The sequence below is a fragment of the Effusibacillus sp. SKA8 genome, from assembly GCF_058273125.1.
Genome location: NZ_JBZCSF010000004.1, coordinates 16,606 through 30,379, shown reverse-complemented (window position 1 = coordinate 30,379; position 13,774 = coordinate 16,606). Strand labels below are relative to the sequence as shown.

At 48.8% G+C, this 13,774-nt stretch carries 14 protein-coding genes; 7 read left to right on the top strand and 7 right to left on the bottom strand.

Going from position 1 to position 13,774, the window contains the following annotated elements; all coding sequences use genetic code 11:
• Window positions 1-17: 17 nt before the first annotated feature.
• The 3 genes from AC4ED1_RS04860 to AC4ED1_RS04850 form a co-directional block, all read right to left on the bottom strand.
• The gene (locus tag AC4ED1_RS04860) at window positions 18-887 is read right to left on the bottom strand and encodes a hypothetical protein (RefSeq protein WP_490936296.1); all 870 of its coding nucleotides are present in this window, start codon (window positions 885-887) and stop codon (window positions 18-20) included.
• Between the two features lie 346 nt (window positions 888-1,233).
• Window positions 1,234-1,746, bottom strand: coding sequence for a hypothetical protein (locus tag AC4ED1_RS04855; protein ID WP_490936295.1), 513 nt, complete (start codon window positions 1,744-1,746; stop codon window positions 1,234-1,236).
• Between the two features lie 172 nt (window positions 1,747-1,918).
• A complete protein-coding gene (locus tag AC4ED1_RS04850) occupies window positions 1,919-3,169 on the bottom strand; it encodes a glycosyltransferase family 4 protein (RefSeq protein WP_490936294.1) in 1,251 nt (416 codons plus the stop codon).
• A 198-nt stretch (window positions 3,170-3,367) separates the two neighbouring features.
• Here AC4ED1_RS04850 and AC4ED1_RS04845 point away from each other — a divergent pair, with 198 nt between their 5' ends.
• The 3 genes from AC4ED1_RS04845 to AC4ED1_RS04835 are packed head-to-tail and all read left to right on the top strand — an operon-like array spanning window position 3,368 to window position 6,565.
• Window positions 3,368-4,642, top strand: coding sequence for a nucleotide sugar dehydrogenase (locus AC4ED1_RS04845; RefSeq protein WP_490936293.1), 1,275 nt, complete (start codon window positions 3,368-3,370; stop codon window positions 4,640-4,642).
• 15 nt (window positions 4,643-4,657) lie between these two features.
• Window positions 4,658-5,629 carry an NAD-dependent epimerase/dehydratase family protein gene (locus AC4ED1_RS04840; RefSeq protein WP_490936292.1) on the top strand — a complete coding sequence of 324 codons (972 nt, stop codon included), beginning with the start codon at window positions 4,658-4,660 and terminating at the stop codon, window positions 5,627-5,629.
• 18 nt (window positions 5,630-5,647) lie between these two features.
• Window positions 5,648-6,565 carry an NAD-dependent epimerase/dehydratase family protein gene (locus AC4ED1_RS04835; protein WP_490936291.1) on the top strand — a complete coding sequence of 306 codons (918 nt, stop codon included), beginning with the start codon at window positions 5,648-5,650 and terminating at the stop codon, window positions 6,563-6,565.
• A gap of 16 nt (window positions 6,566-6,581) precedes the next feature.
• Here the strand turns inward: AC4ED1_RS04835 and AC4ED1_RS04830 are convergent, their stop codons facing one another.
• From AC4ED1_RS04830 to AC4ED1_RS04815, 4 genes are all read right to left on the bottom strand, one after another.
• The gene (locus AC4ED1_RS04830) at window positions 6,582-6,743 is read right to left on the bottom strand and encodes a hypothetical protein (protein ID WP_490936290.1); all 162 of its coding nucleotides are present in this window, start codon (window positions 6,741-6,743) and stop codon (window positions 6,582-6,584) included.
• A gap of 155 nt (window positions 6,744-6,898) precedes the next feature.
• A complete protein-coding gene (locus tag AC4ED1_RS04825) occupies window positions 6,899-7,369 on the bottom strand; it encodes a hypothetical protein (protein ID WP_490936289.1) in 471 nt (156 codons plus the stop codon).
• A 138-nt stretch (window positions 7,370-7,507) separates the two neighbouring features.
• A complete protein-coding gene (locus tag AC4ED1_RS04820) occupies window positions 7,508-8,896 on the bottom strand; it encodes a class II fumarate hydratase (RefSeq protein WP_490936288.1) in 1,389 nt (462 codons plus the stop codon).
• A gap of 43 nt (window positions 8,897-8,939) precedes the next feature.
• Window positions 8,940-9,419 carry a hypothetical protein gene (locus AC4ED1_RS04815; RefSeq protein ID WP_490936287.1) on the bottom strand — a complete coding sequence of 160 codons (480 nt, stop codon included), beginning with the start codon at window positions 9,417-9,419 and terminating at the stop codon, window positions 8,940-8,942.
• Window positions 9,420-9,495: 76 nt separating this feature from the next.
• Here AC4ED1_RS04815 and AC4ED1_RS04810 point away from each other — a divergent pair, with 76 nt between their 5' ends.
• Genes AC4ED1_RS04810 through AC4ED1_RS04795 form a run of 4 tightly spaced genes read left to right on the top strand, consistent with a single transcriptional unit; the run spans window position 9,496 to window position 13,639 of the window.
• The gene (locus AC4ED1_RS04810; protein WP_490936286.1) at window positions 9,496-10,632 is read left to right on the top strand and encodes a glycosyltransferase family 2 protein; all 1,137 of its coding nucleotides are present in this window, start codon (window positions 9,496-9,498) and stop codon (window positions 10,630-10,632) included.
• On the top strand, window positions 10,629-11,804 hold the full coding sequence (locus tag AC4ED1_RS04805) for a hypothetical protein (RefSeq protein WP_490936285.1): 1,176 nt from the start codon (window positions 10,629-10,631) through the stop codon (window positions 11,802-11,804). The genes AC4ED1_RS04810 and AC4ED1_RS04805 overlap by 4 nt, the downstream gene beginning before the upstream one ends.
• On the top strand, window positions 11,801-12,520 hold the full coding sequence (locus AC4ED1_RS04800) for a glycosyltransferase (RefSeq protein ID WP_490936284.1): 720 nt from the start codon (window positions 11,801-11,803) through the stop codon (window positions 12,518-12,520). Before AC4ED1_RS04805 ends, AC4ED1_RS04800 begins: the two co-directional genes overlap by 4 nt.
• Window positions 12,521-13,639, top strand: a complete 1,119-nt coding sequence (locus AC4ED1_RS04795) for a glycosyltransferase family 4 protein (protein ID WP_490936283.1) — start codon at window positions 12,521-12,523, stop codon at window positions 13,637-13,639.
• Window positions 13,640-13,774: the final 135 nt, after the last annotated feature.

Sequence of the window (13,774 nt, the reverse complement as noted above, 5' to 3'; positions counted from 1 at the left end):
GCTTTTCGCGAAAGCGGCTATTTTTTCTTTTTGCCTTTTTTCTTACCTCCTTTCTTCAAATCTTCACTCTTCTTGGCATGATCATTTTTGCGGCCATTTTTGTCTTCTTTTTGTTCACCAGCGCTCTTGGCTTCCGCATCCTGCAGCGAGCCATCGCCTCCGGAATTTCCGTAACTCTTGGATTGGCCGTCAATACTGATGTTCCGGATGTGGAATGTCGAGATTCGATGAACTTCCTTGTTCGTAACTAATATAAGATGGTCATCCTCGCCGTTCACAAGAATCCCCTGAATACTTTCGGGCCCGCCGCGGTTGATTTTTACCCAATAGTATTTCATGCCATCCAGCAAATCCCTAAAGTCATCGGCTTCTATATATGTGAGGGAATTTTCGGCATGAAAACGATTTCCGGACTTGTCGCTTCTGACAGGTATCTCCTGGCTGACGCTCTTAATGTGGTGAACCGTGTAATACAGGACTCCTTCTTCTTCGGTTTGCAGCACAAGATGATCCGGTTTTACATCCAATAACCAGCCGCATCTCGATTCCGGACCGCCCCGGTCAATACGGATCCACTGGCCGGTCAAGTTCTCCAGCAAGCGATTAAAATCATTTGCTTCGATAAAATCGGGAGTCTTCTCATCTGACGCAAGTGTAAGTCCGGTAATATCGGTAGAATCTTCCACCAGACTCTTAATGTGATGGATTTTATAGTACACAATCTGATTGCCGTCGCCCCCGTCGTCATTTCCGCCAGAATGGGTCTGCACGACCAGATAATCTGACTGGACAGCCAACAACTTGCCTTTTCTGGATTCCGGTCCACCTTTATTAATACGGACAACTTTTCCAATAAGAGACTGTGGCAGGACAATTTCCTTTTCCACTAGCATCTGTCCCCTCTCATTTGTGGATTTCCTTTCGATACTGCATAAGTACGCATGTTCAGTGACGGTTGGACCAAACGTTTGTCCTTATTTCAACCAAATTCCACTGGTATACATGGGAAAAACATAACAATACCCGAAACCGAATCGTGACCAGAGGCTATCCCAAAACCAAAAAAGGGATCAGTCTTTCGTCCCCGTAAGCAAATCGCCCTTGCACCTGCACGCCAAGGAAGAGGTCTTGAAAGCCAGGCAGTGAACCAAGACTTTGCGCAGAAAAAAAGCCCATGCATTTCATCAAAAAGGGAAATGCACAGGCGAAACGAAGGATTCAAACGGTAGTTTCTCACTCTGCGAATGGCTGAGCGTCCGGCGCCGGCTCCTCTGAGCCTGATTGTTCCAGGGGGCTGGTAAGCGCTTCGATAAACGAATTGAAGGTTGCAGGATTGTCCGCCGGAAGGGTTTCCTGTACCAGGTTCCAAGCCACTCGTTGTGTCAATTCCTGAATAAACGCAGGGTCTGGAATGGTGTACTCTGCCGGTACGGCCGCATAAACGATGTTCCACACAGTGGGGTCAACCCAAACATGAGGAGTTTCGACATGAAAGCCAAAAATTGAATCATACAAATTTGTGCCCGTACTCAACGAGTTCCAGTTCTTGTTCAGTGGAACAGCAGATTCGAGGTTCTCCTCGGGGTTTTGTTGCTCGATTTGATCGTCTTCTGCATGGTCAATCCCGTTCTTCTCATGGCTTTTCAGGTCGTCTTTTTTCTCTTCCCGTTTTTTCAACCGATACGGTTTTGCATAAACGAAGTCGACGGCTTTTCCTTCCTTGTGGTGTTTCTTGTCTTTGGGCACACTTTTCTTTTTCCTGTCTTTTTCCCTTTTTTTCCGGCCTTTTTCCTGCTTGTTCCGTTCTTCTTCCCTTCTTTGGAAATTGCGTTTTTTGGGACGCGGCCGTTTTTTCTGCTTCCGCTTGTCTTCCCGCTTTTCGCGGCGCTTCGGTTGCATTTTTTTCTTCTTCATCTTTTTAATTTGTTCGTCTTTGGCGAACAAGTTTGCTCCCTCCTCCGCTTTGTGTCGCAATTACCTTTTCATACACCGCTAATGTCCGATCCATCATCGTATCTATGGACCATTGAAGCATTCCCCATTCTTTTGCGTTTTCAGCCAAACGGGCCCGCAAAGAATCATCTTCCATCACTGTTTTTAAGGTGCCGTACAGAGACTCGCTGTCACCGGCAGGGAATATGAAGCCGGTCTTCCCGTGTTCAACCATTTCCGGAATGCCACCCGCGTTTGAGACAATTACTGCCTTACCGGCCACTTGGGCTTCCATAACCGAGAAAGGCAAATTGTCCTGCAGACTGGGAAGAACGAATATATCCGCCTGCTTTAGCAAGGCAGGAACGTCATCCCGATTTCCCAAGAAGGCAACATTTCCTTCCAAATTTAAACTTCTGCTTTTTTCTTCCAACTTCTCCCTTAGCTCACCGTCCCCAATAAGCCAGCAAACCCAGTCGCTTCGCTCTTGTTTCAGCTTCCCAAGCGCGTTCAACAAATGTTCATGACCTTTAACCGGAACGAGTCTGGCAGGGCAGGCAAGAATTTTTTTATTCCTGGGACGTGCGAACCCGGATCTCCCGTCCATTTTTTTCATAAAAGATGGAATGTCCATTCCGTAAGGAACAACGGTCAATCGGGACTCGGGAACCTTAAAATCGTTTACCAACAAATTCTTCAGCCATTGGGTGGGCACGATTGTGCTGTCACTGGATATGGCTCCGTAATATTCCTCGGCAGCAGCATAATGCCAAGGAAGGCTCTCCCTGTCTTTTACTTCTCCCGAGTAAAGGAATTCGGTGGCAAGACATCCGTGAATGGTTGCAATGAGGGGGGTGCGTTTGGCTTTGACACGCCAAAGCGCTCGCGTAGAAACAATATCCTGGGTATGGATCAAATCGTATTTCGTTAATCCAAAAACGGTCGATGCCGCTTCGAAACTGTAGCGTTCAATTTCCCTCCAACGAATCCAAGGGTCGACTTGCGGAAGTCTCTGGTTATAAAATCCAAGAACTTTTTCATAAATCAGGTCTTTGATTTTGGGTTTATCCAGATAACGTCCATTATTTGGCATATAGTATTTTTGCATATCCGGATGATGGGCAAAGATATCAACATCATGCCCCATTTTCTCCAGTTCCCGTTTCAACTCATAAACATAGGTTGAGACTCCCCCCACATGCGGCAGATACCAATACGTGGCCAATAAAATTCTCATTTATCCCATCCTTTCTGGCCCGATGTCGCTATATCCTATGACCGGAAATTATCTTTTGAAAGTTATACTTGACTAGATTTCATATGGATTAAGTGTCTATTTTTTCCAATCATGGATAGGAATCTATTACCATTGTGAAGTTATCCACGTAGGATAGGGTATCTTAATATTTTCAACCAAAAGAAGGGAGAGTGGGAAATGGCGAAAGTTTATACGGTCGGGATCATCGGGTTAGGATATGTAGGCCTTCCGCTTGCTCGTTTGTTTCTCGAAAAAGGTCATACGGTTTACGGCATCGACCTGGATCCCGCCAAAATCCATCGACTCGCAAAGCGCCAAAGTTATCTGGCGGACTTTACGGATGCTGACATAAGAAGTATGTTTGCCAAAGGATGTTTCCGTGTCGGCAGTTCCTATGACGCAATTGCAAACGTGGAAGCAGTGATTGTATGCGTGCCGACCCCGTTGGACGGTCAGGCAAAACCCGATTTGAGCTTTGTCCGGGAAGCCATGCAAAGCGTGTTGCCTTACCTGCAACCGGGTCAATTGGTCAGCCTGGAGAGTTCCACGTATCCCGGAACCACGGAGGAAGAACTTTTGCCGCTGATTGAATCGCGCGGACTGAAAGTCGGAACGGATGTGGCGCTTGTCTATTCGCCGGAGCGGATCGACCCCGGACAGCATCGGTTTTCTTTGCAAGAAATTCCGAAAGTTGTCGGCGGGATAACGCCGGCTTGCACGGAATTCGGGAAGAGAGTCTACGAATCAATTTTTGACCGGGTGGTTGCCGTTTCTTCCGCAAAAGTTGCGGAAATGACAAAACTCCTGGAGAACTGCCAACGGTTTGTCAATATTTCATTCATGAACGAATTGGCGATGTTGTGCGATGAGATGAAGATTGATCTCTGGGAAGCAATTGCTGCCGCAAGCAGCAAACCGTACGGTTTCACACCCTATTATCCAGGCCCTGGCGTCGGGGGGCACTGCATCCCTGTGGATCCTCTGTACCTTTTATGGAAGGCCAAGCGCTACAACTTCGACTTGCAGTTTATCGGCTTGGCACACAGGATCAATGAGCAAATGCCGGAGTTTGTCATTCATAAAGTCCAGAGACATCTTTCCGGCAAAAAACCCTTAAAGGACAGCAGGATTCTCGTCATCGGAGTCACGTACAAAAAAGATGTGAATGATCTGCGGGAGTCAAGGGCGCTCAAAATCATCGAGGGACTTCTCGATCTGGGAGCCAAAGTCAACTTCTACGATCCCTATATTGAAGAGCTTGCGGTAAAAGGCGTGCGCTTAAAGAGAATCCCGCTCACGCAACGATATGTGAAACAACACGACTGTACCTTGATTTTAACCGACCACACCCGCATTCCGTATGAAGCGATCGTAAATTTTTCGCCCTTGGTGATCGACACACGCAATGCAACAGGTCATTTTAAAAATAACGGCAATGTGGTTTTGCTGTGACAAGGGAGGATAGGGATGAAAATTCTTGTTACCGGCGGGGCCGGTTTTATCGGTTCGCATCTTGTGGAACGCCTGTTGCAAATCGGCCATCAGGTTTGGACGCTTGATGACCTGTCAACCGGGCATCCCGAATTTTTGAAGAGAGCCATGTCAACTCGAAAGCACACGTTTGTCCACGACTCCGTAACCAACCGGGAAATTGTGCGAAAACTCGTCGAAAATTGCGATGCGGTTTTCCATCTGGCTGCGGTTCTCGGCGTCAAAAATACGGTGGAGAATCCGTTAAAAGTCATTGAAATCAATATTGACGGGACCCGAAATGTGCTGGAAGCCGCCTATAAAAAAAACGTCAAAGTGATCCTTGCGTCGACATCGGAAATCTACGGAAAAAACCAGACCCTCCCTTTTAAAGAAGATTCGGACCGTGTATTGGGAGCGCCGTCGATTCATCGCTGGTGTTACTCCACCGCCAAAGCGATCGACGAGCATCTGGGCTTTGCCTATGCGGCGAAAGGATTGCCGGTGACGATCGTCCGCTATTTCAACGCCTACGGACCGCGACAGACGTCTTCCCAGTATGGCGGTGTGGTTCCGCGCTTTATCAAAGCCGCACTCAACAATGAGCCGATTGAAGTATACGGTGACGGCACACAGTCCCGCTGTTTCACGTTTATCCAGGATACGGTGTCCGGAACGATGGCCGCACTCGGTCCGCGGGCGAACGGGCTCGCTTTCAATATCGGTTCGGACCAGCCGATTGCGATACAAGATTTGGCAGTCACGATTCGCAGGCTTGCAGGGTCTTCATCGCCAATTGTACGGGTTCCGTATGAAGAAGCATACGGGCCCGGTTACGAAGATATGGCGGCACGCATTCCCGATCTTTCACGTTCGAAGTCAATGCTGGGATATAAACCGACCGTCCCGCTCGCAGAAGGATTGCGCAGAACCATCGAGTGGTATCGGGAAAACGAAACCATCACATAAGAGCTTGGGGGTGGAGACATGAAAGCGATTGTAACGGGAGGGGCGGGATTTATCGGATCGCACCTCGTTGACGCCCTTGTCTCAACGGGCGCTACGGTGCATGTTGTGGATAATCTCTCGACCGGTCAACGGGAATATGTACATCCCAAGGCTACCCTGCACGTATTGGATGTTCGCAGCAAAGAAGCCAAAGATCTTATCGTACGCGAACAGCCTGACGTCGTTTTCCATCAGGCGGCACAAGTGGATGTGCAACGTTCCATACGCGAACCGGAATACGACGCAAACGTGAATATCGTGGGGACGATCAACGTGCTTGAAGCCAGTTGCCAAGCTTCCGTAAAAAAATTCGTTTACGCGTCATCCTGTGCGGTTTACGGGGATTTGGAGACGAACCTGATTACGGAAGAACATACGACCCAGCCAATCTCTTTTTACGGAGTCTCGAAATTGGCACCCGAATCGTTTATCCGCTTGTTTCACAGGATCTACGAAATTCCTTACACGATTTTACGATACGCAAACGTCTATGGTCCCAGACAAACCGCAAAAGGAGAAGGAGGAGTGGTGGCGATTTTCCTGGACCGGATCAAAAAAGGCCAGCCGCTCGTCATCCACGGGGATGGGGAACAAACGCGCGACTTCGTCTATGTAAAAGATGTGGTCACAGCGAATCTTGCCGCGGTGCAACAGGGGCATCAGGAGATTATACAGATTGGAACCGCCGCTTCAACGTCGGTAAACCAATTGGTCGAATATCTGGAGAGGATACACGGTTCTAGAATTTCCGTTGAGCACGGACCTGAACGACCGGGGGATATTCGGCACAGTTGTCTGGACAACCGGAAAGCCTACCGTTCGCTCGGCTGGAAACCCAGATACAATGTAATCGAGGGATTGCAAGAAACCTACAGCTTTGTCATGGAAAAAGCTTGAGCCGTTTGCTCAAGCTTTACAGCAGATTATGCCACTCCTTGTTTTGGGCGATTTCCTCGTAACAGTCCTCGCAAAGCTGACCTGCACCGTCGATAAAGCGTTCCCTCATGTAAGCCGGAGTCTCTTTATCTATGTCCGTCGTTTGTTGACAAAGCGCACAAAGCTCTCCATTTTGCATGTTCTGGTCCCTCCCTGATGTGTTCATTCACTATTATACAAATTATCTGAAAAATATCCAGGCAATTTTTTTGAATTTTATGCGAAAAACCCAAGCGGCTTGTCCGGTGGTTTGCGGATGAAAAGGCCTCCAAACATTGGAAGCCTGCATCTTTTTTACCACCAGAAAGGCCTTGGAAAGAATGGTCCGGGGAAAAAGGGCCTCGGGAAGAAGGGCCCGGGAAAAAAAGGCCTCGGAAAAAAGGGGAAACCGAATCCCAATCCCAATGAAGGACCGAACGGAGAGATTCCGAAAAACGGGAACGGCTGGCGGGTGTAAGCCCCGTCCGTCGCTTCTTCCTTGCCGGCTTCCTCCAGCCGATACGGAAATCCCGGAAAATACCCCCACGGAATCTGATACAATTGGGGGTAAATCGTTCCCGGAGGAAGATGGAACGGCGGCGCGTACGGAACGTTCTGCCATTGATCGGCGGATGTCGGCGCCATGTCCGGTACCGCGCCTGGCTGCTCTCCGGGATAGCCCGGCTGAATGGCCCCAGGCAGCTGAGCCATTTCGCCGTCTTCCGGCTCTTCTTCGATTTCTTCCGGGGCTTCCCCCGGCGTCATAAAACGTTGTTCTTCACTCATGCGGCAAACTCCCTTCTATGGATTAAGATGGATTATCGCCCGGATTGCAGGCACATTCCAGACTATGCGATAACCCAGGGAAGGGCGCTTGCCCCAGCAAAAATGGGCGCCTGCCGGAAACGGCAGCCGGCAAAGCTGCTATTTGCCGGTCATCGCCCGCAAATTCAGATACGTTGCCAATTGTTCTTCCGTCAGACCCTCGGCGCGGGCCACCTCTCTGACGGGCTTGCTCTCGGCATAAGCTTTTTTCGCGATTTCCGCCGCCCGGTCATAGCCGATGACCGGATTTAAAGCGGTTGCCACCGACGTGCTCAGCTCCACGTAATTCATGCAGCGTTCTTCGTTGGCTTCCATGCCGACGATGCATCGGTCCGTAAAAACGCGAACTCCCGTCGCCAAAATGTGAATCGCTTGCAGCAAATTAAAGGCCATCACCGGCATCATCACATTCAGCTCCAACTGCGACGCGGACCCGGCGGACACCACCGTTACGTCGCATCCGAACACCTGATAACAAATCATGTTCATCATTTCGGCGATGACGGGATTCACCTTGCCCGGCATTATGGAAGATCCGGGCTGCACGGCGGGCAGCCGGATCTCCGCCAATCCGGTCCTCGGGCCGGAAGACAGCAGGCGGATGTCGTTTGCAATCTTCATGAGGGTGGTTGCCAGCGCGCGAAGCTGACCGCTCACTTCGACGGCGGCGTCCGGATTTTGCACGAAGGTGAAATAATTGTCCGGTTTCCGGAATGGCAACCCCGTGAACCTCGCAACCTCCGCGATCGCTTTTTCCGAAAAATCGGGGTGGGAGTTGATTCCCGTTCCGACCGCGTTACCGCCCAGCCCGATGATCAACAACCGATCGCTTACCTGCATTAACATCTCCCGTCGCATCTTGACCGCGTTGGCATAGCCGCCAAATTCCTGGCCAAGGCGCATCGGAACCGCGTCCTGCAGGTGGGTGCGCCCCGCTTTCAAAATGGGATCCCATTGTTTGGCTTTTTTGAACAATTCTTCTTCCAGATGAAGAACGTTGGGCAGCAGATCGCGGCTGATCGCCTCCATCGCGGCAATGTTCATGGCGGCATGGATCGTGTCGTTGGTTGATTGTGCCATGTTGACATGGTCGTTGGGATGCACGAGAGAGGTGTCCCCCCGCTGGCCGCCCAGCAGTTCGCACGCCCGGTTGGCAATCACTTCGTTGGCGTTCATGTTTTGCGAGGTGCCGGCACCCGCCTGGTACACGTCCACCACAAAGTGTGCATTGAATTTCCCGTCGATCACTTCTTCCGCCGCCGCGATAATCGCAGCCGCAAGCGAGGGGGCAAGGGCGCCCACATCCCGATTCGCAATGGCCGCAGCCCGTTTGATGATGCCTTGCGCACGTATGAATCCCGGTTGCAAACGAAGCCCTGAAATGGGAAAATTATGCCTTGCCCTTTCCGTTTGCGCCCCGTAATACGCGCTTGCCGGAACCCATATCTCCCCCAACGAATCCCTTGCAACACGACACTCTTCCGTCATCCGTCTATCCGCTCCTTCAAACAGGATGTTTTATCTCCCAAGATCATACCACCGCATAGGGAAGATCGGGAGCGGCCCCCGCATCGCGCAGCCGCTTGATCGCCTTCCCGCTTTTTCTTTTTCTCCCGAAATGGTGAATCCCCCTTTGTGGCTGAGTCCCTCCTTTGTTGCGGCGGCCATTAGTTAGTGTACACCGAATGAATCCATTTGAATCATGTTGAAAACCATCCAAATTGCATTCCCTTCCTACCGCTCCCGCTGAAAACCGGGCTTGGCGAAACTTTTTATCGAAGCGAGGTTCCTTCAGGGAAGAAGATTGGAAAATTGCCTGGATCGTTTTCCACTCTTTCGCAAAATCGGCAATGGTTGCATAAATAAAAAGAACGGGGGGTGAATTATGAATTTCAGGAGTCGTTGGGGGGATTTTCTTCGTGACCCGTTTGGAACGTTTAGCAGCCCGTTCGATGCGATTACTTGCTGAAGGTGTCCTGCCTTTACCGACAGACGAGACCGTTACTGTCATTCTCCTCAGTACTCGATCTGACTGGACGTCTTTTTGTTTGGAAACCTTGGAAACATGCACACGAGAGCGTATACAGGTGCAGGTCATTCCGGACAATTCCTATGATCCGCAATTCGCCGGCATAGACCGCTTCAATTTAGCCTTGTCACAAGTGGATACAAATTATTTCATTTTGTTGGACGATGGCATCATTGTCACGCCAGACTGGTTAACACGATTGCTTTGGACTTTTTATGATGATGCCAAAGTAGGGATTGTAAGTCCTTCCGCCAACATGGAACATGATTCCGCTTTTTGCTCCACTTTGGACGAACTGTTTGCTTTATCGGGGGAAATCGCCAAGCAGAACGGTGGAATCTGGGAACCTGTTTCAATTCTTCGCGGCAGATGTTTCGTTTGCCGCACAGCTTTGTTGGACGAAGTCGGAGGGCTTGATTATTCCCTGCAAAGCCATGAAGCACGCATTCTTGATTGGTGTTTGCGCGTCAAAACAAAAGGTCACCTGTTTGCCTTATCGAAAGACAGTGTTGTTTATGAACTGCAGCCGGTTTCTGCTGATGCGGAAGATGAGAAGAGTATATGGATTCCATTTCGCAAAAAATGGGAACTGGAAGATACGGCCGATCCCTATACGGCAACCGGCAAAACGATACATCCTTCGCTTATTCCTCTGACGGCCGAAGCGCTCTCACCTCCCCTCGTTTCGGTGGTTGTCATGTCTTTCGAATCCTCGCTACGGTCTCTGCACGATGCGTTGACCAGCGTTGAACAACAGACCTACCCAAACATTGAGATTCTTTTGATTCGCCAAGGTTTGCCTCCTCATCTGCCAAGATCGATTCGCAAACCCGCTGCGGGAATTTGGATCGATGGACAAATACAGATCAATAAACTGCTTGAAAGCATCTGGCGTCTTGCACAAGGACAATACATCGCATATTTGGAGACAGGATATGCCTATGAAAAAGATCATATCAGCCGTTTGCTGGATTTAATCCACCGGAAACGCGCAAGTATTGGGATTGCAAATACAGATGCGGACAATGAAATTCCCCTTTCATTTGTCATGCACCTTCATCCGGCAATAAAACCGGTTGATCTTGATATTCGGTTTTCACAAGACAAAAACCTCAAACTGATATGTAACGAAACAGATTCGATCGAGGTTGTGAAAATCACCGAGAAAACGGTGAAACGAAGGGTGAAATCATGAACTATGTTTGCTTCGGAACTGCCCCACAGGTCTTTCCGTACAACAGACTGTTACAATTACTGCCAGACTGCGAAAACTTGTTTTTGATTCCGGATCTTTCGCCTTCAATCCTTGATTCCCTCGTCCCGCATGAGACGGTGGCGCTGGTCTTTCATCCGTTCTGGATACGAACCGTTAACCGGTTTGCTCCCAAGTCGATCGTTTCATTCATCGAACCGTGTCCGCAAGATTCCGATCCGGTGATATGGGAGAAGCTTTGGAACTTTTTAGGAGCCAAGTCGGTCCTTGTTTGCACGTCATCCGAAAGAATCTATTTGGAACAATGTTTTCGCCGTGATTCAGTCATTTTACTGATGAGTGAAGAACGAAAACCGTTTGATATTTTCCAAATAAAGGATGGAATATTGTTTCTGCGCGATTATGAGATGTTCTTTCATGACGCAATGGAAAGAGTGTTACAAAACCGTTCTGTGAAAGATTTGGTTAGAAAACAATGGAAATTACGCAAACAATACTACCGTAGCCTTGTGGATCAAGTGAACATGCAAGCAACCGTGCGATTTTTGCTTTCCGTCTATCAGTATCTTTTAGGGGAAAAAGCAGCCCGTGACTCTTTGCTTCAATCCTTTGAACAGTCCCTGCTTGCGGGGAACACAGACTGCCTGACAACTCATTATCGTTTCCTGTCGGCTATTGAAGCACAAGCCGGAGATCTGGACCGTGCGGTCAACACCTATGGAATTACCGCCCTTTTGCCAAAGGAAAAACAAACGTACAATTCCCTGCTGTCCCTATTGCGGCAAGGAAAATCAGGCTTGGTGCAGGCTGAACTCTTTCGGTTAAATGAAGATTATCGATCGGCAGCATCGGCTTTAAGTACGATAACTTCAGATGATGGGCGGCGCATGCTGATTCAGATCTATCTGCATATGGGACAACTGGAAAAATCACTTCAGTTGATTCAGCCGTCCGATCTTGTTTCCGTCCGTGACCGCCAGGATTACTTTCTGCTCAAGGGCACCGTGCGATCGATAAACGGAGATCGGCATGAAGCCATTCACTATTTTCTTAAAGCTGCCGTCTACGATTATGACGCAATTGCTCACGTTTTGGAATTACCAGCATTGGATGAGGGTTTGAACAGCCTCGTCAAAAGGGAGGTGGAAGATTGATTCGCAAATCCCAAAATAACCGTCTGACGGCAATGATGCAGGTTCGAAACGAAGAGAACCGATATTTGAAACTGACACTGGAGAACCTTTCACAATTTGTTGATGAAATTGTGATTGTGGATGATGCGAGTACGGACAATACGGTACAAATCTGCAAATCCTTTCAAAAGGTCACCCATGTTGTTGAACTGTCAGAGTCTCATTTTGATCGCGAATGGGAACTGCGGACCACTTTATGGAAGGCAGCCGCATCAACAAATCCGGATTGGCTGCTGGCGGTTGATGCTGATGAAGTATATGAAGAGAAAGCGAAAGAAAGAATTCGGAAGCTGATTGATCAAGACGAGTTCGATTGGGTAGGATTTCGTTTTTATGACTTTTGGGGAGGATTGACTCATTACCGGGAGGACGAATTTTGGAATATCCACCATCGGCATACCATGACACTGGTACGTTATTTGCCTGGATACCATTACTATTATCCCCCGTACAATCATCATTGTCCGCGGCTTCCCTTGACGTACCAAGCGCTTCCGGGCCACCTGTCCGATCTTCGGGTCAAACATCTGGGATGGGCAGGCAGCGAAGAAGAACGCTATCAAAAGTATCTCCGCTATCTATCGATTGACCCGAACGGAACCTGGGGAAGCCTGGATCATTACCGGTCGATTCTGGACCCCAATCCGAATCTTGTTGAATGGAAAGAAGATGAGTAAATGAAGTGTGTAAGCATTTTGACACATAGCTACCTTGACGCTTACAACCGCCGTTTTACCCGCATTTTTGGCGGAGGGCTTGAACGGTACATCTACGATCTTTGCGGCGTCATCAAAGAGATGGGTTATCTGCCGGAGATCCATCAATTATCTTATTTCGAACCTTTTCAAACGAGTATCGAGAATATCGATGTATACGGATACACTTACGATTTTGACCATATTCCCGAAGCGTTTGAAAAAATGGCTTCCCATGCCCGCGGAGCGTTGATCTATGCAAGTTGTATTTGGCATCCGATCCGGTATCAGAAAGACAGCCTTGGCATCAGTCATGGAATCAATTGGGACCGGCACGATTTACCGAAAACGGAGAAAGCGTATGTTGCCAAATCCGTTCAGTCGGCACTTGATCAACTGAATCGCATCGTGTCGGTTGATTCCCAATTTCTTACGTTCTGCCGTTCGGTTTGCACCTATCAGGATCCTGAACAAGTTATCCTGTTGCCCAATTCGGTTGATACAAATCACTTCAAACCGGCTGCACGAAACGGTCATTCCGGACAAATTCGAGTCCTGTTCCCCCGCCGTATCAGTTTTGAACGGGGCATTGTCCCGATGATGCTGGCAATCGATCGACTATTGGAGCAATACCCAAACCTCGTCGTGGAATTTGCCGGTGAACTGGTTGAAGACAGCCCGATTGGCGATACGTTTCTGATTTGGATGAAGGAGCACCCTCATCAGGATCGAATCCTTCACCATACCTATCCATTCGATAAAATGGTCGATGCCTATCACCAAGCAGATATTGTAGTAATCCCCAGTATCTTTTCGGAAGGTACGTCCTACTCCTGCCTGGAAGCCATCAGTTGCGGTGTTCCGGTTGTTGCAAGTAATGTCGGGGGGCTTAACGATATCATCATCGATGGTTTTAATGGACTATTGGTCGCTCCAACGGAAGAACGTCTGACGGAAGCAATCATCCGCTTGATCGATGATGAAGATTTTCGCAGAAAACTCGGAGACAATGCCCGAAAAACGGCGTTGGCCTTTGACAAAACCGCTTGGAAGGAGCGTTGGAAAAAGGTTTTGCAGGATTATTTAGGAGAGGTAAAATGACTGATCCGCAAAAAGACATATGGGACCGGTTATGGTCGCAAGAAGTGATCATTCAATCTGAGAAAGGGTTCGCTTTGATCTTGTGTGACATTGCAATAAATTACATCAAAACCAAGCAGACTCAAATGATAAAGC

Coding starts and splice junctions, on each gene's coding strand:
- AC4ED1_RS04820 (WP_490936288.1), bottom strand. CDS start 8,896: ATGACGGAAGAGTGTCGTGTTGCAAGGGATTCGTTGGGGGAGATATGG.
- AC4ED1_RS04850 (WP_490936294.1), bottom strand. CDS start 3,169: ATGAGAATTTTATTGGCCACGTATTGGTATCTGCCGCATGTGGGGGGA.
- AC4ED1_RS04830 (WP_490936290.1), bottom strand. CDS start 6,743: ATGCAAAATGGAGAGCTTTGTGCGCTTTGTCAACAAACGACGGACATA.
- AC4ED1_RS04795 (WP_490936283.1), top strand. CDS start 12,521: ATGAAGTGTGTAAGCATTTTGACACATAGCTACCTTGACGCTTACAAC.
- AC4ED1_RS04840 (WP_490936292.1), top strand. CDS start 4,658: ATGAAAATTCTTGTTACCGGCGGGGCCGGTTTTATCGGTTCGCATCTT.
- AC4ED1_RS04805 (WP_490936285.1), top strand. CDS start 10,629: ATGAACTATGTTTGCTTCGGAACTGCCCCACAGGTCTTTCCGTACAAC.
- AC4ED1_RS04815 (WP_490936287.1), bottom strand. CDS start 9,419: ATGACAGTAACGGTCTCGTCTGTCGGTAAAGGCAGGACACCTTCAGCA.
- AC4ED1_RS04835 (WP_490936291.1), top strand. CDS start 5,648: ATGAAAGCGATTGTAACGGGAGGGGCGGGATTTATCGGATCGCACCTC.
- AC4ED1_RS04825 (WP_490936289.1), bottom strand. CDS start 7,369: ATGAGTGAAGAACAACGTTTTATGACGCCGGGGGAAGCCCCGGAAGAA.
- AC4ED1_RS04845 (WP_490936293.1), top strand. CDS start 3,368: ATGGCGAAAGTTTATACGGTCGGGATCATCGGGTTAGGATATGTAGGC.